A 20,168-nucleotide genomic window follows, 5' to 3' on the forward strand; every position below is an offset into this window, starting at 1 on the left:
CATGACCGACGAAGTCGTGTTTGACGAACTGAACAGCACCAACGGCCGGCGCATCGGCATCGCCACGCTCAACGCCGAGAAATCCCTCAATGCGCTGACGCTGGGCATGATCCGCCTGCTCGACGCGCAGCTGCAGCGCTGGGCGGCGGACGACGCCATCGCCTGCGTGCTGCTGCGCGGCGCCGGCGAACGGGCGTTCTGCGCCGGCGGCGACGTGCGCGCGGTGCGCGACGCGATCCTGGAACATCGCGGCGACGGACCGATCCCCGAAGTGGTGACCTTCTTCCGCGAGGAATACACCCTCGACCATCGCCTGCACACCTATCCCAAACCGGTCATTGTCTGGGGCCACGGCATCGTCATGGGCGGCGGGCTCGGGCTGATGGTCGGCGTCAGCCACCGCGTCGCCACCCCGGCCACGCGCATCGCCATGCCGGAAATCACCATCGGCCTGTACCCGGACGTGGCCGGCAGCTGGTTCCTGCAGCGCATGCCGGCCAAGCTCGGGCTGTTCCTCGGCCTGACCGGCGCGCCGCTCAACGCCCACGACGCGCTGATCGTCAACCTGGCCGACCACGTCGTCGCGCTGGACGGCTACCCCGAGCTGCTGTCCCGGCTCGCGGCCACCGACTGGGCTGACACGATATCGAGCAACCACGCCGCCGTCACCGCCCTGCTCAACGAGATGGAATGCGGGACCCACGCCGCCCTGCCGATGTCCAACGTCGAGCGCCAGCTGGTCGCCATCCACCGCCTGATGAACCGCGGCAGCCTCGCCGCCGTGGCGCAGGCCCTGACCGAAACCCGCTTCGACGACCCCTGGCTGCAGGCGGCGGCGCACAGCTTCGCCCACGGCAGCCCGAGCTCGGCCGCCGTCACCTGGGAGATCTACCGCCGCGCCAAGCACCTGTCGCTGGCCGAAGCGCTGCGCATGGAACTGATTCTGTCGGTCAACTTCTGCAGCAAGCCCGACTTCCGCGAAGGCGTGCGCGCGCTGCTGGTGGACAAGGACCGCCAGCCGCAGTGGAGCCGCAAGACCCTGGTCGAGGTCGACCAGGCCTGGGTGGACAGCCACTTCGCCACGCCGTGGAGTGACGGCGAACATCCGCTGGCGGCACTGGGCTGAGTTGTATCAATTACCAATAAAGTTAAGAACCCGTTTCAGTAGGCGAGCGAGCCAAAGCAGGTTGAGGGCCGCCAGCGCACAGGAACCGGAATGTACACGAAGTACATGAGGATTCCGCGCACTGCCGGCACTCAAAATGCAAAGGCGCAGCCGCCTAATGAAAGGGGTGCAAGGAGACAGCCATGACACACATTTCTTTCATCGGCCTCGGCAACATGGGCGGGCCGATGGCCCTCAACCTCGTCCGCAAGGGCTTTTCGCTCACGGTGTTCGACCTCTCGGCCGACGCGATGCAAAAGCTGGCGGAAGCCGGCGCCAAGGTGGCAACGAGCGCCGCCGATTGCGTCGCCGGCGCCGACATCGTGCTGTCGATGCTGCCGGCCAGCCATCACGTCGAGGGCCTGTACCTCGGCGAGAACGGCCTCATCGCCCGGCTGCCCAAGGGCACGCTGGTGATCGACTGCAGCACCATCGCCGCCGCCAGCGCCGTCAAGGTGGCCGAGGCCGCGCTCGCCGCCGGGCTGCGCATGCTCGACGCCCCGGTATCGGGCGGCACCGCCGGCGCCGCCGCCGGCACGCTGACCTTCATCGTCGGCGGCGAGGCGGCCGACCTCGAACAAGCCCGGCCGCTGTTCGAGGCCATGGGCAAGAACGTGTTCCTCGCCGGCGGCCACGGTGCCGGCCAGAGCGCCAAGATCTGCAACAACATGATGCTCGGCATCCTGATGGCCGGCACCGCCGAGGCGCTGGCGCTGGGCGTCAAGAGCGGTCTCGATCCCAAGGTGCTGTCCGAGATCATGGCCAAGAGCTCCGGCCGCAACTGGGCGCTGGAACTGTACAACCCCTGGCCCGGCGTGATGGAAAACGTCCCGGCGAGCCGCGGCTACAGCGGCGGCTTCATGGCGGAGCTGATGCTGAAGGACCTGGGCCTGGCCGAACAGGCGGCGCTGGCCTGCCATGCCGCCAACCCGCTTGGCGCGCTGGCGCGCAACCTGTACGAGGAACACGTCGCCGAGGGGCACGGCAAGCTGGATTTTTCCAGCATCCTCAAGCACTTCTACCGCGACTGAGCAACGGCCCGCCCGCTGCACGCCAACCGGCGTGCAGCGGGCGGGCCACCTATTCCCGTGGCAGACAAGCTCCCCTGACTCTCCAAGCCCGGCTCAGCCGCAACGCCTGGCCAGTTGCTGCGGATCGCTCACGTATGGGTTACCGCTGCCCTGCAGGGCAACGATGCGCTCCTCACGCGTGCGCTCCCACTCATCCACCGGGTAGCTCTTGGCCCAGGCGCACATCAGCTGGCGATCCTGGCTGCTCATGCGCAGGCCGTACCGGTCGTGCATATAGAGCGTGATGCGGGCGGCGCGCCCGCGCACTTCCTCGCGCGGCTGCACGCGCCGGTTCTTGAAATCGACGATGGTCTGACACTGGCCGTACATCGGCGTCGGATGGCGCGTCCACGCGCCGTAGGACAGGTTGCCGCGGTCGCCGTTGACCTCGCCCACCGCCGGCACGAGGTTGTTCAGATCACCCTCTGCCATCTGGAAAACCGGGTCGGTTGATGTGCAATTCTTACGTCCCCCGTTCTGCCAGCACTGCCGCTGATGGCCCAGCACCCAGGCCGGGACCACGTGCTCCCACTCGATGCGGCTGGCACGCTCGGCATTCTTGCGCGGCGCATAGCCGCAGGAGGCGAAGTCGACCTTCTTGCCGTGGTAGGCGCAGCCGCAATAGAAATCCTCCTCCATTCCGGCATATACCTGAGGCAACACCTTCTTGGCGTTGTTAAAGTCACGATGGCCGACCGCCTTCTTGCCGGACACCAAGTCGACGGACTCGGATTGAACAGAGTTTGCTGCCTGTGGATCGCCAGCGACGGAGTCACGTCGGTCATGGCCGAGGCAGGCGCTCAGGACGAGCGGCAACAGCAGGAGCAGGAAACGTTTCATGGCGGGGGGGCGGGCAAAAAAGCCGCCACCCTAGCCCCTCGTCCGGAGAGGTTCAAGCGCGCGAAACAAATATAAACAATTTAAAATAATGCCAAATAAATGGCTTATTTCAAAACAAATACTTGGGAATCATGCCTTGTCGCGCAGCTCATAACCCCGCTCGGACAATGCCCTGCGCCACTCGTCCAGCGCGATGTCGACCAGCGCCGGCTGGCCGCTGAAGCCGAACTCGATATGCATCTCCGGAATGGCCTCGTTGCCGAAGTTGGGCAGGCTGGACAGCTTCAGCGCCGGGTAGCGCGCGCTGAACTCCTCCATCAGCGCGATCAGGTCGCCCTCGCGCGCGTTGAGCGCGATCACACTGCGCTCGACGTCGGGTGTCTCGTTCTTCAAGTGCGGATACTGGGTATCCAGCACCCACTCGATCATCGGCCACGCCATGGACGGGAAACCCGGCACGAAGTGCACGTTGGCCACCGAGAATCCGGCGATGCGATTGACCGGGTTGGGAATCAGGCACGCCCCGAGCGGAAAGGCCCCCATGTTGATGCGGTGCGGGTAGGCCTTGGCGCCAAAGCGCTCCTCGATGATGGTACGCGCTTCGGGATGCACCACCAGCTCCACCCCCAGCGCTCGTGCTGCACAGCCACGGGTATGGTCGTCCGGGGTGGCGCCGATGCCGCCGAAACTGAACACCAGATCGCCGCTAGCGAAGGCCCGCCTCAGCGCCGCCTCGATGCGCACCGGATCGTCGCCCAGGTACTCAGCCCAGGCCAGCTTCATGCCACGCGCCGCCAGAATGCGGATCAGCGCCGGCAGATGCTTGTCCTGGCGCTTGCCGGACAACAATTCGTCGCCAATGATGATGGCTCCTACCTGCATGGTCAGCTCCCGAGAAATGGGTGATTTCAACTGCGCAACCGGGCACTCAACCCGCTCAGGCGCTCGCGTCCAGCATAGTATAGCCGCCCTACCCACTCGCGCAGCGCGGCATGGGTTTCCTGCATGGCCCGCCCCGAAGGCAGATACCAGATCGGGCCGCTGCCGTCGTAACGCACGAAACCGGTCGGCGCCGGCAACACGGTCAGCCCTTGCTGCTCGAACATCGGCACCGCCCGCGACAAGTGCCAGCCCTGGCTCACCAGCGTGATGGAACGCACCCCGTCGGCCCTGAGCAACTGCGCCGACAGGCGGGCGTTGTCCAGCGTGGTGTCCGAGCCCTGCTCCACCCAGCGCGGCGGCACACCGTAGTCCTCCGCCAAGGTACGGGCCATGACCACCCCTTCCGGCTCGCCGCCCAAGGGCGCGCCTCCGCTGACCAGCAGCGGACGCCCGCTACGCCGCGCCAGATGGGCGGCGTAGCGCAGCCGCATCAGCGTGTCGGCCGACGGCTCGTTGCGGCCGTACTCCGGTGCCGGCTTCTTGCCGCCGCCCAGCACCACGATGGCGCCGGTAGCCCGCACCTCGGCCGGCGACACTACCGGGAAGCGCTCGAGCGAGCCGCTCAGCCACATCGCCATCCGTGGGGTAGCCAAGGCGTACAGCAGCACCAGAGACAGCGTCAGTAGCAGCCCGCCGGCAAAGCGGTGGCGCCGCCTAAGCCACAGCCCCAGCAGCAACAGCAGGATGACATTGAGCGGAGGCAATAAAAAAGCCCCGAGGAGCTGGTGAACCAGCACGCCGGGGCCAAGAGTCGCATTCATTGCTTGCTCGGGTCAGCCGCCCAGATAGGCGTTGCGCACCCGCTCGTCGTTCAGCAGATCGCGCGCCGGGCCGCTCATGGTGATGCGACCGCTCTCCATCACGTAGCCGCGCTGGCTGATCTCCAGGGCGAGCTTGGCGTTCTGCTCCACCAGCAGCATAGTCACGCCCTGCGCCGAGATCATCTGGATGATCTCGAAGATCTTCTGCACGATGATCGGCGCCAGGCCCATCGACGGTTCGTCCAGCAGCAACAGCTTGGGCTTGGACAGGATCGCCCGGCCCATCGCCACCATCTGCTGTTCGCCGCCCGACAGCGTGCCGGCCAGCTGCTTGAAGCGTTCTTTCAGGCGCGGGAACAGCTCGTAGACGTGTTCCAGCTCGCCCTGGATCGCCGCCTTGTCGTCGCGGTAGAACGCGCCCATCAGCAGGTTTTCTTCTACGGTCAGCTTGGCGAAGATGCCGCGGCCTTCCGGCACCATGGCCAGGCCGTGGCGCACGAAGTTGTGCGCCGGGATGTGGGCGGTTTCCTTGCCGTCGTAGACGATGCTGCCGCCGGATTTCTTTTCCATGCCGACCAGGGTGCGCAGCGTCGAGGTCTTGCCGGCGCCGTTGGCGCCGATCAGCGTGACCAGTTCGCCTTGTTCGATGTGCAGGTCGATGCCTTTCACGGCATGGATGCCGCCGTACGACACCTGCAGGTTTTTGACTTCCAAGAGACTCATGCGTGGGCCGCTCCCAGGTAGGCTTCAATCACTTTCGGGTCTTTGCGCACCACTTCCGGCACGCCTTCGGCGATCTTCTTGCCGTAGTCGAGCACGGCGATGCGGTCGCACAGGCCCATCATCAGCTTGACGTCGTGTTCGATCAGCAGCACGGTGACGCCGTCCTTGCGGATCTTTTCCATCAGCGCCTTGAGGTCTTCGGTTTCGCTCGGGTTCATGCCGGCGGCCGGTTCGTCGAGCGCCAAGAGCTTGGGCTCGGTGGCGAGCGCGCGGGCGATCTCGAGGCGGCGCTGGTGGCCGTACGACAGGTTGCGGGCGCGCTCATAGGCGACGTCGGTGATGCCGACGTAGGCCAAGAGTTCCCAGGCCTTCTCTTCGATGGCCTTTTCCTCGGCCATGGTCTTCTTGTCGCGCAGGATGGCGCCCAGGGCGTTGGCCTTGGAGCGGATGTGGCGACCGACCATGACGTTTTCCAGGGCGGTCATCTCGGCGAACAGGCGGATGTTCTGGAAGGTGCGGGCGATGCCGCTTTCGACCACGATGTGCGGCTTGGCGCGGAACAGGTCCTTCCCGTCGAAGGTGAAGGTCCCTTCGTCGGGCTGGTAGAGCCCGGTGAGCACGTTGAACAGCGTGGTCTTGCCGGCGCCGTTGGGGCCGATCAGACCGTAGATTTCACCCTTGTTGATGGTGAGGGCGACGTTGTTGAGGGCATGCAGGCCGCCAAAGCGCTTGTTGATGCCGTCGATTTTGAGCAGGGCGTGGGCCATGGCTTAACCTTTCTTGGCGTCGTCGAATTCGGCCTTGCGGCGCTTGGAGGGCCACATGCCTTCCGGACGGACCAGCATCATCACCACCAGGGCGAGGCCGAATAGCAGCATGCGGGCGTTCTCAGGGTCGATCAGCATGCGGCCGAAGGTTTTCATCTGCAGCGGGCCGATCACGTCACGCAGGATTTCCGGGGCCACGGTGAGCACCACCGCCCCCAGGATGACGCCCGGGATGTGGCCCATGCCACCCAGCACGATCATGGCCAGGATCATGATTGATTCCAAGAGGCCAAACGATTCCGGCGAGATGAAGCCCTGGAACGAGGCGAACAGGCCGCCCGCCACGCCACCCGACAAGGCGCCCAGCGCGAACGCCAGCAGCTTGATGTTGCGGATGTTGAGGCCCATGGCGGCGGCGGCGATGGAGTCTTCGCGCATCGCGACCCAGGCCCGGCCGATGCGGGAGTGCTGCAGGCGCCAGGCCATGATCACCACCAGCACGGTCAGCGCCAGGAAGAAGTAGTAGTAGAGGTAGACGCTGTTGAAGGTGTAGCCCGCGATTTCGAGCGGCTTGCCGAACGAGAGGCCGGCGACCTTGACCGGGTCGATCAGGTTGATGCCTTGCGGGCCGTTGGTGATGTTGACCGGCGCGTTCAGGTTGTTCATGAAGATGCGCACGATTTCACCGAAGCCCAGCGTCACGATCGCCAGATAGTCGCCCTTCAGCCGCAGCACCGGGGTGCCCAGCAGCACGCCGAAGAAGGCGGCGAGCAAGGCGCCCAGCGGGATGGTGATGTAGAACGGCAGGTGGATATCGAAGTGCGGCGAGCCCAACAGCGCGAAGGTGTAGGCACCGACGGCGTAGAAGGCGATGAAGCCCAGGTCCAGCAGGCCGGCGAAGCCGACCACGATGTTGAGGCCCAGCGCCAGCATCACGTAGAGCAGCGCGAAGTCGATGATGCGCAGCCAGGAGTTGCCCAAGAGGCCGCCAATGAGGAACGGCAGCACCGCGAGGGCGACGGCCGATACCAGGAACAGGCCGACTTTCTTGGGGCTGGCTTGCTTGTTCATTTCGAGTGCCATGGTCATGGTGTGTGTTCTCCTTCGATCAGGCACGGTCGGCCATTTTTTCGCCCAACAGGCCGGACGGACGGAAGATCAGCACCAGGATCAGCACCATGAAGGCGAAGATGTCCTGGTAGTGGCTGCCGAGGAAGCCGCCGGTCAGGGTGCCGATGTAGCCCGCGCCCAGGCTTTCGATGATGCCGAGCAGGATGCCGCCCGCCACCGCGCCGCCCAGGTTGCCGATGCCGCCCAGTACCGCCGCGGTGAAGGCCTTCAGGCCGATCAGGAAGCCCATGTAGTAGTGCGCCTGGTCGTAGTTGGTGGCGACCATCACGCCGGCGATGGCGCCCAGCGCGGAGCCCAGCATGAAGGTGGTGGAGATGATGGTGTTGACGTTGACGCCCATCAGCGAGGCCACGCCCGGGTTCTGGCTGGTGGCGCGCATGGCGCGGCCGAGCTTGGTCTTCTCGACCATGATCAGCAGGCCGGCCATGATGGCCAGGCACAGCACGATGATGATGACTTGCAGCATGGTGATGCTGGCGCCGAAGATCTCGATGGTGTCATGGCTCAGGATCGGCGGGAACGGGATGTAGTTGCGGCCCCAGATCAGGATGGCGACCTGCTGCAGCACGATCGACAGGCCGATGGCGGTGATCAGCGGCGCCAGACGCGGGGCGTTGCGCAGCGGGCGGTAGGCGACACGCTCGATGGTGAAGCCGAGCAGCGCGCAGGCCGGGATGGCAATCAAGAGACCGATCAGCACCAGCGCCGGTCCGGGCAGGCCGAGGCCGGCGCCCATCAGGGAGGTGACGACGGTGATGGTGACCATGGCCCCCATCATGACGACTTCGCCATGGGCGAAGTTGATCAGCCCCATGATCCCGTACACCATGGTGTAGCCCAGCGCGATCAGCGCGTAGATGCTACCCAGGACGAGTCCATTGAGGATCTGTTGAAAAAAAATGTCCACGGTGGGAATTCTCCTTTGATTGAAGACCCGGCGATACGACGGGGGTAGCCCTCTTCTCGTTATCGCCTATCTAGTGTCCGGTTGATGACTTTTGCTGTCACTATCCGGAAACTTCGGCGGATTATGCGTGTGTCTACAATCGACTGTCAATCTTAACAAGAGCCGAAAAACCCCCTAACTAATCACCCGCAGAAACAAACACAAGCAATTGATTTTATTGCATTTTTCAAACAACAAACGGACCAGTCATCATTTATACCGCACTGCACCAGAACAAAACATTCCACGCCCCGGATTGAACCGGCGATTTTCCTGTGAATGTCAAGCCAAACAGAGATTTAACGCCACGCTCCCACACTGGCAACAAGGAAATCGCCAAGAAAACAAGGTCTTTCTCCTCTCCTTCCCGACTCGGGTCGTCAGTTTTTGTTGTATACAAAATACAAAAGGCAACCCGCACCGGGTTGCCTTTCTTGCACCAGAACCGGACTCAGCCCAGCTGGAACGGATAAACCGATCCCAGCCCCATGATCCGGGTCAATTCATCCAGCGCGGTGCGGCATTCCAGCAACAGTTGCGGATCACCGAGGTCCTCCGGGGCCAGGCGATCGCGGTAATGCTTGTCCACCCAGGCGTTCAGCGTGCCGAACAACGCTTCCGACATCATCACGCGCGGATTGACCGCCGCGATCTCCGCCTCGGACAAAGCCACGCGCAGGCGCAGGCAAGCCGGCCCGCCGCCGTTTTGCATGCTCTGCTTGAGATCGAACACGCGCACTTCGTTGATCGGACCGCCCGAGGCCTTGAGCTTCTCCAGATAGGCCCAGACGCGCTCGATGTTGCGGCACTCTTCCGGCACCACGATGATCATGCCGCCATCCGGCTTCGACAGCAGCTGGCTGTTGAAGAGATAGCTCTTCACCGCCTCGTCCACCGTCACTTCGGCCTGCGGCACCTCGATGGCGATGAACTTGCCGCCCACTGCCGCCAGCTTGCGGTCCAGCTCGGCCAGCACCTCGCCCTGATGCAGGAAAGACTTCTCGTGGTGGAACAGCACGTTGCGGTTGCCGACCGAGATCACGTCGTTATGGAACACGCCGGCGTCGATGGTATCCGGGTCCTGCTGGGCGTAGACCACGCCCTCTTCCTTCAGTCCGTGCAGGCGGGCCACCGCCTGGCAGGCTTCCAGCGTCTGGCGCGCCGGGAATTTGGCCGGCTTCGGATAGCGGGTATCGAACGCCGAGGCACCGAACACGAAGAACTCCACGCCGGCACCGTCGTAACGGTCGCAGAAACGGGTATGGTTGGCCGCGCCTTCGTCGCCGAAGTGCATCTGGGCCGGCAGCGCCTCGTGCACGACGAAGCGCTCCTGGTTCGCGAACATCGCCTGCAGGATGCGGCGCGTGGTCGGGTGCTCGATCGAGCGGTGGAACTTATTGTTGAGGTTGGCCGGAGTGAAGTGCACGCGGCCGTCGGCGGTGTCGCCGGACGGACTCACCGTGGCGGCGTTGGCGGTCCACATGCAGGAGGCCGACGAGGCCGCCGCCAGGATGGCGGGCGCTTCCTTGGCGGCGCGCTCGACCACCTGGGCGTCGCTGCCGCTAAAGCCGAGACGGCGCAGGCTGGCCACGTCCGGGCGCTCGTGCGGAGCCAGCACGCCCTGCTTGAAGCCGAGATCGTGCAGCGCCTTCATCTTGGCCAGCCCCTGCTTGGCGGCCAGTTTAGGGTTCGATACGGCGTTCTGGTTGCCGGTGGAAGCGACGTTGCCGTAGGACAGGCCGCTGTAGTTGTGCGTCGGGCCGACCAGGCCGTCGAAATTCACTTCAAAAGCGTTGCTCACAGTACGATCCCCGGAGAAAGTTGAGTCGGAACGGTCAGGCTGTCGCATTCCAGCGAGGCCACCGGCCAGGCGCAGTAGTCCGCCGCGTAGTAGGCGCTGGGGCGATGGTTGCCCGAGGCGCCGATGCCGCCGAACGGCGCGGCGCTGGAAGCGCCGGTGAGCGGCTTGTTCCAGTTCACCACGCCGGCGCGGCTTTCTTGCAGATAGTGTTTGTATTCGGCACGGTCGTCCGACAGCACGCCACCGGCCAGACCGAAGCGGGTATCGTTGGCGATCTCGATGGCCTCGTCGAACGTGGTATAGCGGATCACCTGTAGCAGCGGACCGAAGAATTCGTCGTCCGGCCGCTCGGCATTGGTGGTATCGATAATGCCCGGCGACAGGATGGCGCCCACCTCAGACAGACGGCGCATTTCCAGCAATACCTTGCCGCCACTTTCACACAACGCAGCCTGCGCCTTGAGCAGCGCCTCGGCGGCGGCGTTGGAAATCACCGAGCCCATGAACGGGGCCGGTTCGTCGTTGTACAGGCCCACCTTGAGCTTGGCGGCCACCTCCACCAGACGGGCGACGAAGGCATCGCCCCACTCCCCGGCCGGCACCAGCAGACGACGGGCGCAGGTGCAGCGCTGGCCCGCCGACACGAAGGCTGACTGGATCACGTGATGCACGGCGGCATCGACCTCGGCCACCTTGCCGACGATCAACGGGTTGTTGCCCCCCATCTCCAGCGCCAGGATCTTTTCCGGCTGGCCGCCGAAGGTCTTGTGCAGCAAATTGCCGGTGGCGGAGCTGCCGGTGAAGAACAGGCCGTCGATGCCGGCATGGTTGGCTAGGGCGATGCCGGTTTCCTTGGCGCCTTGGGTCAGGTTGATCACGCCCGCCGGCAGGCCGGCCTGCAGCCACAGCTTGACGGTTTCCTCGGCGGTCCACGGCGTCAGCTCGGACGGCTTGAAAATGACCGTGTTGCCGGCCAGCAGTGCCGGCACGATATGGCCGTTGGGCAGGTGACCCGGGAAGTTATACGGACCGAACACCGCCACCACGCCGTGCGGCTTGTGGCGCAACACCGCCTGAGCATCCCCCATGACAGCGGATTTCTCGCCGGTGCGCTCGTTGTACGATTTGATCGAAATGTCGACCTTGTTGACCATGGTGGTCACTTCGGTCAGCGCTTCCCACATCGGCTTGCCGGTTTCCTTGGCGATCACTTCGGCCAAGGCGTTCTTGTTGGCCGCCAACAGTTCGCCGAAGCGGCGGGCAACGGCCACGCGCTCATCGAAGGAAGTGCGCGACCAGCTCTTGAAGGCGGCGCGGGCGGCGACGACGGCCGCGTCGACCTGGGCAGCCGAAGCCCCCCTGCCCTCCCAGATCACCTCGGCCGTGGCCGGGTTGGTTTTCTTCAGCGGCTCGCCTTCCCCGGCGAACCACTGGCTATTGATACACAGCGTTGTCATTCAGATAGTCTCCTTGGGCGAGAGCGTGACACAGCGTACCGGGTCACCTTCGCCGACGTTCAGGGCCTGCGCCTCTTCGGGCGATAGCCAAATCTCGTTATCCGCCACCGCAGTTTCCGCCAGGATCACGCGGAAGCCTTCGAATTGCGTATTCGACACCAGCAGGTTCTTGCGCCCGCCGTCAGCCGGCGCGGTCGCGATGTGAACATTCGCCAGCACGCTCTGCTTCACGGCGCGGATCTCGCTGGTATAGGCCTGCACCGTCGGGCCGGCGTCGAAGATGTCCACGTAGCCTTCATAGCGGAAGCCCTCGGACTCCAGCATGGCGACGGCCGGGCGGGTATTCTCATGGGTCTGGCCGATGACCGCCTGGGCCGCCGGCGGCAGGAAGTCGATGTACACCGGATGCTTGGGCATCAGCTCGGCGACGAAAGCCTTCTGCCCCACGCCGGTCAGGTAGTCGGCCTCGGCGAACTCCATCGAGAAGAAATGCCGGCCGAGCGCTTCCCAGAACGGCGACTTGCCGTCGCTGTCGGATACGCCGCGCATCTCGGCCACCACCATCTTGCCGAACAGGTCGGCGAACTGAGCCAGGAACAGGAAGCGGCTCTTCGACAGCAGACCGCCGTTGCGGTTGACGCGGTAATCCGGATGCAGGAACAGCGTGCACAGCTCCGAATAGCCGGTATGGTCGTTGGACAGGAACAGGGTATCGTGGCGCGAGTAGACGCCCAGCTCCTCCGAGGCATGCACGATGGTGCCGACGCGGTAGTTGTACCAGGGCTCGCGCAGGCCGACGGCAGCCTCGATGGCACAGATGCCGGCGACGGTACCGTTGCTGCAGTCTTCCAGCACGAATACGTAACCCTGCTCGGCCAACTCGGCCTCCCCGCTGAACGAGCGCACCGAGCGCAGGATGCGCTTGGCCAGCCGTTCCTCGTTGATCGGCAGCGAGGTCAGCCCGACGCCGGCGCTGGCGGCCAGCTTCATCAGCCCGGGCAGGTCCTGGCTGGCAATGGGACGGATAACCATCATGATCTTTTCTCCTTGGCCTCATGCAGCGGCACCACGCGCACCGGCTGCCCGTTGGCGAGCGATAGCGCCTGCACCACGTCCTGGGTCGTCAGCGCCACGCCATCGACCAGCGCCACCCTGGCGGCCACGGCGGTAAAGTTGTCGGCGCGCTCGTTGGAGAGCAGCATGGTCGTGGCGGACTCCGGCAGGCTGGCCGACGCCTCCACCGGGTAGGTGCGGCTGCTCTCCACGGTCCACAGCCGGTCCACGTCGGCGGTCAGCACGGCGCCGCCATCGAAGATGTCGAGGTAGTTGTCGGCCTCGAAGCCCTCGTTGGTCAGCAGCTTGAACGGCCGCTCGAAATCCGGGTGGACCTGGCCGATGGCGTTCTGCGCCTCATCCGGCAGCAAGGGCACGTAGATCGGGTAGGCCGGCATCAGCTCGGCGATGAAGGTCTTGCTGTGCGAGACGAAGGCCTGCTCCACCTGGATGAAGTCCATATTGAAGAAGCGGCGGCCGATGGCGTTCCAGAACGGCGACTGGCCCTGCGCGTCATGGATGCCCTGCATCTCGGCCAGGATGCGTTTGCCGAAACGCTCGCGCTGCCCGGCGATGAACAGCAGGCGGGCGCGGGACAGCAGTTCACTGCCCAGCTCGCCGTTGGCCGGGTCGGCGTAGAAACCGCACAATTGGACCATCCCGGTCAGGTCGTGGCAGATGTTCAGCACATGGATGCGGTTGTTGACCTTGAGCGGACGCGAAGCGTGCACGAAGGTCTCGCTGCGATAGCTGTAAAACGGCTCGTCGAAACCGGCGGAGGCACTGATCGAGGCCGTGCCCACCACCTCGCCGTGCTCCTCCAGGACGAACATGTAGAATTCGCGGCCGGTATCCGGGACGGCCTCGTGCTCAAAAGACGTGGCCGACTGCTGGATGCGTTCGAACAGCTTGTCCCGGTCGTTGGGCAAACTGGTCACGCCGATACCGCTGGCCACCGCCATGCGCTCAATCGCAGGCAGATCGGAGGTCCGGACTGGACGGACGACTAACATGGGCAAGCCCTCCCAAGCATGTCAAATCATTATCGCGACGTTTTTCAGGCGCAGCCGTCCCCTACGACCTGCCCAAGCAGGCAGGTCGCGGGAGAAAAACGTCGATTGTTAAGAGAAGGGAGCGGGTTTAGCGGGCGCTAACGAGTTCGGCGATGGCCGCATCGAGACGAGCGAGGCCCTCGTCGATGTCCTTGTCCTCGATCACCAGGGACGGCGCCAGACGCACCACGTTCATACCCGCCACCAGCACCATCAGTTTTTGCTTCTCGGCCGCCTTGAGGAAATCCCTGGCGCGGCCGGCGTACTCGTCGGCCAGCACGCAGCCGATCAAGAGCCCCATGCCCCGCACGGCCTTGAACACGTGGTACTTGGCGTTGATGGCGTTCAGGCCGGCCACGAAACGGTCGTGCCTGGCGCGCACGCCTTCCAGCACTTCCGGACGGCTGACGATCTCGACCACCTTGCCGGCCACGGCCGACGCCAGCGGGTTGCCGCCGTAGGTGGTGCCGTGGGTGCCCACGCCCAGGCTCTTGGCGATGGCCTCGGTGGTCAGGATGGCCCCTACCGGGAAACCGCCGCCCAGACCCTTGGCCGAGGACAGGATGTCCGGAGTCACGCCGTAAGCCTGGTAGGCGTACAGCGTGCCGCAGCGGCCGACGCCGGTTTGCACTTCGTCGAAGATCAGCAGCGCATTGTGCTGATTGCACAGCTCACGGGCCGCTTCCAGGTAGGCCTTGTCGGCCGGCAACACGCCACCTTCACCCTGTACCGGCTCGATCACCACGGCGCAGGTCTTGTCGGAGATGGCCTCTTTCAGTGCCTCGATACTGTTGAACTCGACGTGGGTGATGCCCGTCGGATTGGGACCGAAACCCTCGCTGTACTTCGGCTGACCGCCGACGTTGACGGTGAACACGGTACGGCCGTGGAACGAATTCTTGCAGGAGATGATTTCGTACTTGTCGGCGCCGAAATGGTCGGTGGCGTATTTGCGCGCCAGCTTGAAGGCCGCTTCGTTAGCCTCGGCGCCCGAGTTGCACAGGAACACGCGCTCGGCGAAGGTGAGTTCGGTCAGGCGCGTGGCCAGTTGCAGCGCCGGCTCGTTGGTGAACACATTGGACAGGTGCCACAGCTTGTTGCCCTGTTCGGTCAGCGTGGCCACCAGCTCGGGATGGCAGTGGCCGAGCGAGTTGACGGCGATACCGCCGGCAAAGTCGATATACTCATTGCCCTGCTGATCCCATACACGAGAACCCAGCCCTTTCACCGGAATGAACTCGACGGGAGAGTAGTTGGGGACCATGACCTGGTCGAACGTGGCGCGGGTAACAGCGATGCTCATCTTGATAGTTCCTTGGTGCAGTAACGGCTACTTTTGGGTAATTGTCCGAACGATTCTAATCGAATCCGCAAACACCCCCATATCCGGTTTGCGACATGCGATTACAAAAACCTTGGAGCCCGAATGGGCGACAGATCCGCGCAAATCATGCCAGATTGCGCATTTCGGATAGTTTATTACGGTCTGGGACACGAATCTCGCGACCTTCCACCACGATTCCGGCCTGCTCGGAGAGCTTTTGCAATACCCGTGAGAAGGTTTCCGGCGTCAGATTCAGCCGCGAGGCCAGCGTCTGCTTGTTGACCGGCAGGCTGACCACATTGCCGTCACTGTCTTCCAGGCTGTTGAGCAGGTAGCCCACCACCCGCTCCACGGCCGACTCCAGCGTGTAGGCTTCCACGTCACGAAGCAGCGTGCGCAGCCGCATCGACAGGCCGGCCAGCATGCGCCGCGCCAGCCGGCTGTCCTCGTCGAGCGCGGCGAACAAGGTATCGGCCGGGATAAACAGCACCAGCGAATCCTCCACCGCCTGCGCCATCACCGGATAGGGCTGCTCGAGAAACATCACGGCCTCGCCGAAGCTCTGCGACGGATGGATGATCTCGATCACCTTCTCCGTGCCCTGCCGGGCGACGATGGCAAGCTTGATGCGGCCGTACACTACCACGTACATGCCCTGGCAAGGGTCGCCGCGCTGGAACAGCACCTGCCCCTTTTCGTAACGCTGCTCGACCGCCTTGTCGGCCAGCTTTGCCAGTTCGTCCTCGTGGCAGGCGCTGAACAGCGGAATGTGCTTGAGAAAGGCGTGCGTTGACGGCCCCGACATGGTTTTCTCCTTCCGATTCTTGACTCTGATCATTCAGCTCGAGCGGCAAGCGCCCGATACTCCCAGATACCCCATCCGGAGTTGTATGAAAATGCCACCACTATCCCCTACCCCCAGCCTTGCACCGAAACCGTCACCTGCGGTCACAATACCGGCCTTCCTGCAGGCGCCGCACCGCGTGGCCTTCCTGCCCGGCATGGTGTTCGCCATCGTGCTGCTGGCGGGCTGGTCGCTGGAAATGAGCAGCCGTGTGGCCGGCTTCGCCCTGCCACTCTCGATCCCCGCCACGCTGGCGCACGGCTTCCTGATGCTGTATGGCATCTTCCCGTTCTTCATGACCGGCTTCATTCTGACCGCCGGCCCGCGCTGGCTGAACGTCGCCGCACCGTCGCGCCGCAGCTACCTTGCCATTCCGGCCTTGATGGCGGCCGGCCTGGTGCTGTGGCTGGCGGGCCTGGCCTTCGGTAGCACCCTGTCCGTGGCTGGCTTGCTGAGCTATACGCTGGGCTTCGCCGGGCTGGTGCTGGTCTTCGGCAAAACGATCGCGGCCAGCCCGCAAGCCGACCGCCGCCACGCCATCGCGGTGGAGCTGGCCTTCGCCGTTGGCCTCGCCGGCCTGCTGGCTGCACTCTACTGGCTGCTCAGCGGCGATATCACCGGCTGGGCCGTGATGCGCGACCTGGCGCTCTGGGGTTTTCTGCTGCCGGTCTTCCTGACCGTCAGCCACCGCATGGTACCGTTCTTCTCCTCCACCGTGCTGACCGGCTATCAAGCCTGGCGGCCGAACTGGCTGCTGTACGCACTGCTGGCCGGCTCGTTCGGCCACGGCCTGCTGCATATCGCCGCCGTCACCACCCTGCCCGCCGACCTGCCACTAACGGTGCTGCTGGCCTACACCTCGTGGCGCTGGCGCTTGCGCGCCAGCCTGTCGGTACGCCTCCTGGGCATGCTGCATCTGGCCTTCGCCTGGCTGGCGATCGGCTTCGCCCTCTACACGCTGCAAGACGTCGCCGCCCTCTTCGGCCACAACCTGCTCGGCCTGGCCCCGCTGCACGCCATCACCACCGGTTTTTTCCTGACCATGGTGATCGCCTTCGTGACACGGGTGAGCCTCGGCCATTCCGGCCGGCCGCTCGAAGCCAGCCCCGGCGTCTGGCGTCTCTACCTCGCCGCGCAGTGGATGGCGCTGGCGCGCGTGCTGGCCGACATCCTGCCCGCCGGCCTGACCGGGCTGCTTTACGTGCTGGCCGCCTGCGGCTGGCTGCTCACGCTGCTATGCTGGGGTAGGCTGTTCATCCCCATCTACCTGAAACGGCGCGAGGACGGCAAGCCCGGTTGATGCCGACTTTATCCATAGCATAACTATCGACCCTACAAAGAGAGCCATTATGCCAGCCCAAGACCTGAGAAACATGGCCCCACCCGGCCCGATCGAAATCATCCTCAACGCCGCCGACGAGCTGCAAGCCGGGGACGAAGCAGCCTTCATCCTGCCGCACTTTCCCGGCCCGCTGATTCCGCTGCTGGACGACTACCCGCTGATCCAGTACCGCTTCGAAACCGGCACGGACGGCGGCGTGACCCTCTACCTGAGCCGCCCGGCCGAAGATTGACGGCGGCGGCAAGGGGGTGGCCCAAGCCACGCTCGTTCCTCCCCCGCAGCAAAAAAGCCCGCGTATCCGCGGGCTTTTCGTTGGCTGCCTAAGCAGCTTAGTTGCCGGCCTTCAGGCCGAAAGCGTCGGCGGTTTCGCGCGCCGTCTTGGCTTCGTCTTCCAGCAGCGCCTTGATCGACAGGCGGATGCGGCCGCGGTCGTCCATCTCGATCGCCTTGACCTTCACCACCTGGCCTTCCTTCAGGTAGTCGGACACGTTCTTGATGCGCTCGTTGGCGATCTGCGAAATGTGTACCAGACCATCCTTGCCCGGCAGGATGGAAACGATGGCGCCGACGTTGTTGTCGAGAATCTTCACCACGGTGCCTTCGTAGATCTTGCCCACTTCGACTTCGACGGTGATTTCCTCGATACGCTTCTTGGCGGCATCGGCGCCTTCCTGGGTCACCGAGGCAATGGTGATGGTGCCGTCTTCCTCGATGTTGATCTCGGTGCCGGTATCCTTGGTGATGGAGCGGATGGTCTCGCCACCCTTGCCGATCACTTCGCGGATCTTGTCCGGGTTGATCTTCATCACGAACAGGCGCGGAGCGTGGGTGGACAGCTGCTGCGGACCTTCCACGGCTTCCTTCATCAGGCCCAGGATATGCAGACGGCCTTCCTTGGCCTGGTCGAGCGCGACCTGCATGATTTCCTTGGTGATGCCCTGGATCTTGATGTCCATCTGCAGCGCGGTCACGCCTTCGGCGGTACCGGCCACCTTGAAGTCCATATCGCCCAGGTGATCTTCGTCACCCAGGATGTCGGTCAGCACGGCGAAGCGGTTGCCTTCCAGGATCAGGCCCATGGCGATACCGGCCACGTGCGCCTTCAGCGGCACGCCGGCGTTCAGCAGCGACAGGCAGCCGCCGCACACCGACGCCATCGACGAGGAGCCGTTGGACTCGGTGATTTCCGACACCACGCGCATCGAGTAGCCGAACTCGTCGGCCGACGGCAGCACCTGCGCCAGGGCGCGCTTGGCCAGACGGCCGTGGCCGATCTCGCGGCGCTTCGGCGGGCCCATGCGGCCGGCTTCACCGGTCGAGTACGGCGGGAAGTTGTAATGCAGCATGAAGCGGTCGGTGTACTCGCCGGCCAGCGCATCGATAATCTGCTCATCGCGCTGGGTGCCCAGCGTGGTCACCACCATGGCCTGGGTTTCGCCGCGGGTGAACAGCGCCGAACCGTGGGTACGCGGCAGCACGCCGGTACGGATGGCGATCGGGCGCACGGTGCGGGTGTCGCGGCCGTCGATACGCGGCTCGCCGGCCAGGATCTGGCCACGCACGATCTCGGCTTCCAGGCTCTTGAAGATGCCCTTGATCTCGTTGGCGGTCAGGGTGTCGGTTTCTTCGGTGATCAGCGCTGCCTTGACGTCGTTCCAGGCTTCGGCCAGCACCTGGCTGCGCGCCTGCTTCTGACGGATGCGGAAGGCGTTGGCGATCTTCTCGCCCGACACTTCACGCACCTTGGCGATCAGCTCGTCGTTCTGGGCCGGAGCGGCCCAGTCCCACATCACCGGGTTGACTTCGTCAGCCAGCTCGTTGATGGCCTTGATGGCGGCCTGCATCTGATCGTGGCCGAACACCACAGCACCCAGCATCACGGCTTCCGGCAGTTCCTTGGCTTCCGATTCGACCATCAGCACGGCACGATGGGTGCCGGCTACAACCAGGTCGAGCTGGGAGGTTTCCAGCTCGGTCTTGGTCGGGTTGAGGATGTATTCGCCGTTGGCGTAGCCGACGCGGGCCGCGCCGATCGGGCCGTTGAACGGCAGGCCGGAAATGGCCAGCGCGGCGGAGGCGCCGATCATGGCCGGGATGTCGGAGTCGATTTCCGGGTTCAGCGACATCACGGTGGCGACGATCTGCACGTCGTTATAGAAGCCTTCCGGGAACAGCGGGCGGATCGGACGATCGATCAGGCGGCTGGTCAGGATTTCCTTCTCGGACTGTTTACCTTCGCGCTTGAAGAAGCCGCCCGGAATCTTGCCGGCGGCGTAGGTCCGCTCGAGGTAGTCGACGGTCAGCGGAAAGAAGTCCTGGCCCGGCTTGACGCTTTGCGCGCCGACCACGGATACCAGCACCACGGTGTCTTCCATGGTGACGACAACGGCGCCGGAGGCCTGGCGGGCCACTTCACCGGTTTCCAGGGTCACGGTGTGACGGCCGTACTGGAAAGTCTTGCTAATCTTGTTGAACACAGGGCATCCCTTTTGCTATTTGTTTGAGGCAAGTGGACTCACAACGGGAACCCCTAGAAATACCGGCTGGCATCGGTAACCGGCATGTCTAGAGGCTCCTCCCGTCGTGTCATTTAGTTAGTGGGTCGGGAAACGAAAAAGTCGCAGACGGGCTGCGACTTTTTCGAACCTGAACCGATTACTTGCGCAGACCCAGACGGGTGATCAGGGCACGGTAGCTGTCGGCGTCGGTGCGCTTGAGGTAGTCAAGCAGGCGGCGACGACGGCTCACCAGTTTCAGCAGGCCGCGACGGCTGTGATGATCCTTGGTGTTGGCCTTGAAGTGCGGGGTCAGATCGTTGATACGAGCGGTCAGCAGGGCGATTTGCACTTCCGACGAACCGGTATCGCCTTCCTTGTGTTGGAAGTTTTTAACGATCTCTGCTTTTTGAGCGGCGGTGATGGCCATTTCTAATGAACTCCACAATCAGGTA

General features: G+C 64.1%; 19 protein-coding genes. 4 read left to right on the forward strand and 15 right to left on the reverse strand.

The genetic code is table 11. The features are described 5' to 3' along the window. Position 1 precedes the first annotated feature (1 nt). Together PSEMAI1_RS0112885 and mmsB are read left to right on the forward strand one after the other, a co-directional pair. The gene (locus tag PSEMAI1_RS0112885; protein WP_024303271.1) at positions 2-1,126 is read left to right on the forward strand and encodes an enoyl-CoA hydratase/isomerase family protein; all 1,125 of its coding nucleotides are present in this window, start codon (positions 2-4) and stop codon (positions 1,124-1,126) included. Positions 1,127-1,308: 182 nt separating this feature from the next. Next, positions 1,309-2,196, forward strand: coding sequence for a 3-hydroxyisobutyrate dehydrogenase (gene mmsB, locus PSEMAI1_RS0112890; protein ID WP_024303272.1), 888 nt, complete (start codon positions 1,309-1,311; stop codon positions 2,194-2,196). Positions 2,197-2,289: 93 nt separating this feature from the next. Here mmsB and PSEMAI1_RS0112895 read toward each other — a convergent pair whose 3' ends face one another. The 13 genes from PSEMAI1_RS0112895 to PSEMAI1_RS0112955 all read right to left on the reverse strand — a co-directional run bounded on the left by PSEMAI1_RS0112895 (position 2,290) and on the right by PSEMAI1_RS0112955 (position 15,837). Next, a complete protein-coding gene (locus PSEMAI1_RS0112895; protein WP_232219910.1) occupies positions 2,290-2,874 on the reverse strand; it encodes an endonuclease in 585 nt (194 codons plus the stop codon). 330 nt (positions 2,875-3,204) lie between these two features. Then, positions 3,205-3,957 carry a molybdopterin-binding protein gene (locus PSEMAI1_RS0112900; protein WP_024303274.1) on the reverse strand — a complete coding sequence of 251 codons (753 nt, stop codon included), beginning with the start codon at positions 3,955-3,957 and terminating at the stop codon, positions 3,205-3,207. 26 nt (positions 3,958-3,983) lie between these two features. After that, positions 3,984-4,778, reverse strand: a complete 795-nt coding sequence (locus PSEMAI1_RS0112905; protein WP_029770703.1) for a YdcF family protein — start codon at positions 4,776-4,778, stop codon at positions 3,984-3,986. 12 nt (positions 4,779-4,790) lie between these two features. Then, positions 4,791-5,501 carry an ABC transporter ATP-binding protein gene (locus tag PSEMAI1_RS0112910; protein ID WP_024303275.1) on the reverse strand — a complete coding sequence of 237 codons (711 nt, stop codon included), beginning with the start codon at positions 5,499-5,501 and terminating at the stop codon, positions 4,791-4,793. Then, positions 5,498-6,268, reverse strand: a complete 771-nt coding sequence (locus PSEMAI1_RS0112915) for an ABC transporter ATP-binding protein (protein ID WP_024302053.1) — start codon at positions 6,266-6,268, stop codon at positions 5,498-5,500. Before PSEMAI1_RS0112915 ends, PSEMAI1_RS0112910 begins: the two co-directional genes overlap by 4 nt. A 3-nt stretch (positions 6,269-6,271) precedes the next feature. Then, entirely contained in the window at positions 6,272-7,357 is a 1,086-nt protein-coding gene (locus tag PSEMAI1_RS0112920; RefSeq protein WP_024303276.1) for an ABC transporter ATP-binding protein, read from the reverse strand. A gap of 19 nt (positions 7,358-7,376) precedes the next feature. After that, complete coding sequence (locus tag PSEMAI1_RS0112925; protein WP_024303277.1) at positions 7,377-8,306, reverse strand: branched-chain amino acid ABC transporter permease; 930 nt, start codon at positions 8,304-8,306, stop codon at positions 7,377-7,379. Positions 8,307-8,796: 490 nt separating this feature from the next. Beyond that, the gene (gene astB, locus PSEMAI1_RS0112930) at positions 8,797-10,146 is read right to left on the reverse strand and encodes an N-succinylarginine dihydrolase (protein WP_024303278.1); all 1,350 of its coding nucleotides are present in this window, start codon (positions 10,144-10,146) and stop codon (positions 8,797-8,799) included. Then, entirely contained in the window at positions 10,143-11,603 is a 1,461-nt protein-coding gene (astD, locus tag PSEMAI1_RS0112935; RefSeq protein ID WP_024303279.1) for a succinylglutamate-semialdehyde dehydrogenase, read from the reverse strand. Before astD ends, astB begins: the two co-directional genes overlap by 4 nt. Continuing rightward, on the reverse strand, positions 11,604-12,638 hold the full coding sequence (gene astA / locus PSEMAI1_RS0112940; protein WP_024303280.1) for an arginine N-succinyltransferase: 1,035 nt from the start codon (positions 12,636-12,638) through the stop codon (positions 11,604-11,606). Continuing rightward, positions 12,635-13,669 (reverse strand): arginine/ornithine succinyltransferase subunit alpha, encoded by a 1,035-nt coding sequence (gene aruF / locus PSEMAI1_RS0112945; RefSeq protein WP_024303281.1) that lies wholly within the window; start codon positions 13,667-13,669, stop codon positions 12,635-12,637. The genes astA and aruF overlap by 4 nt, the downstream gene beginning before the upstream one ends. A 127-nt stretch (positions 13,670-13,796) precedes the next feature. After that, complete coding sequence (locus PSEMAI1_RS0112950) at positions 13,797-15,011, reverse strand: aspartate aminotransferase family protein (protein ID WP_024303282.1); 1,215 nt, start codon at positions 15,009-15,011, stop codon at positions 13,797-13,799. 145 nt (positions 15,012-15,156) lie between these two features. After that, positions 15,157-15,837 (reverse strand): Crp/Fnr family transcriptional regulator, encoded by a 681-nt coding sequence (locus tag PSEMAI1_RS0112955; protein WP_024303283.1) that lies wholly within the window; start codon positions 15,835-15,837, stop codon positions 15,157-15,159. Positions 15,838-15,928: 91 nt separating this feature from the next. Between PSEMAI1_RS0112955 and PSEMAI1_RS0112960 the strand changes: the two genes are divergently transcribed. Both PSEMAI1_RS0112960 and PSEMAI1_RS0112965 read left to right on the forward strand, forming a co-directional pair. Beyond that, on the forward strand, positions 15,929-17,176 hold the full coding sequence (locus PSEMAI1_RS0112960) for an NnrS family protein (RefSeq protein ID WP_084612755.1): 1,248 nt from the start codon (positions 15,929-15,931) through the stop codon (positions 17,174-17,176). A 49-nt stretch (positions 17,177-17,225) separates the two neighbouring features. Further along, positions 17,226-17,450: a DUF2249 domain-containing protein gene (locus PSEMAI1_RS0112965; RefSeq protein ID WP_024303285.1), complete on the forward strand. Its 225-nt coding sequence runs from the start codon at positions 17,226-17,228 to the stop codon at positions 17,448-17,450. A gap of 97 nt (positions 17,451-17,547) precedes the next feature. Here the strand turns inward: PSEMAI1_RS0112965 and pnp are convergent, their stop codons facing one another. After that, a complete protein-coding gene (gene pnp, locus PSEMAI1_RS0112970) occupies positions 17,548-19,695 on the reverse strand; it encodes a polyribonucleotide nucleotidyltransferase (protein WP_024303286.1) in 2,148 nt (715 codons plus the stop codon). 178 nt (positions 19,696-19,873) lie between these two features. Further along, positions 19,874-20,143: a 30S ribosomal protein S15 gene (rpsO, locus tag PSEMAI1_RS0112975; RefSeq protein ID WP_024303287.1), complete on the reverse strand. Its 270-nt coding sequence runs from the start codon at positions 20,141-20,143 to the stop codon at positions 19,874-19,876. Between the last annotated feature and the right edge of the window lie 25 nt (positions 20,144-20,168).

Source organism: Pseudogulbenkiania sp. MAI-1, from assembly GCF_000527175.1.
In the GTDB taxonomy this organism is placed as follows: domain Bacteria; phylum Pseudomonadota; class Gammaproteobacteria; order Burkholderiales; family Chromobacteriaceae; genus Pseudogulbenkiania.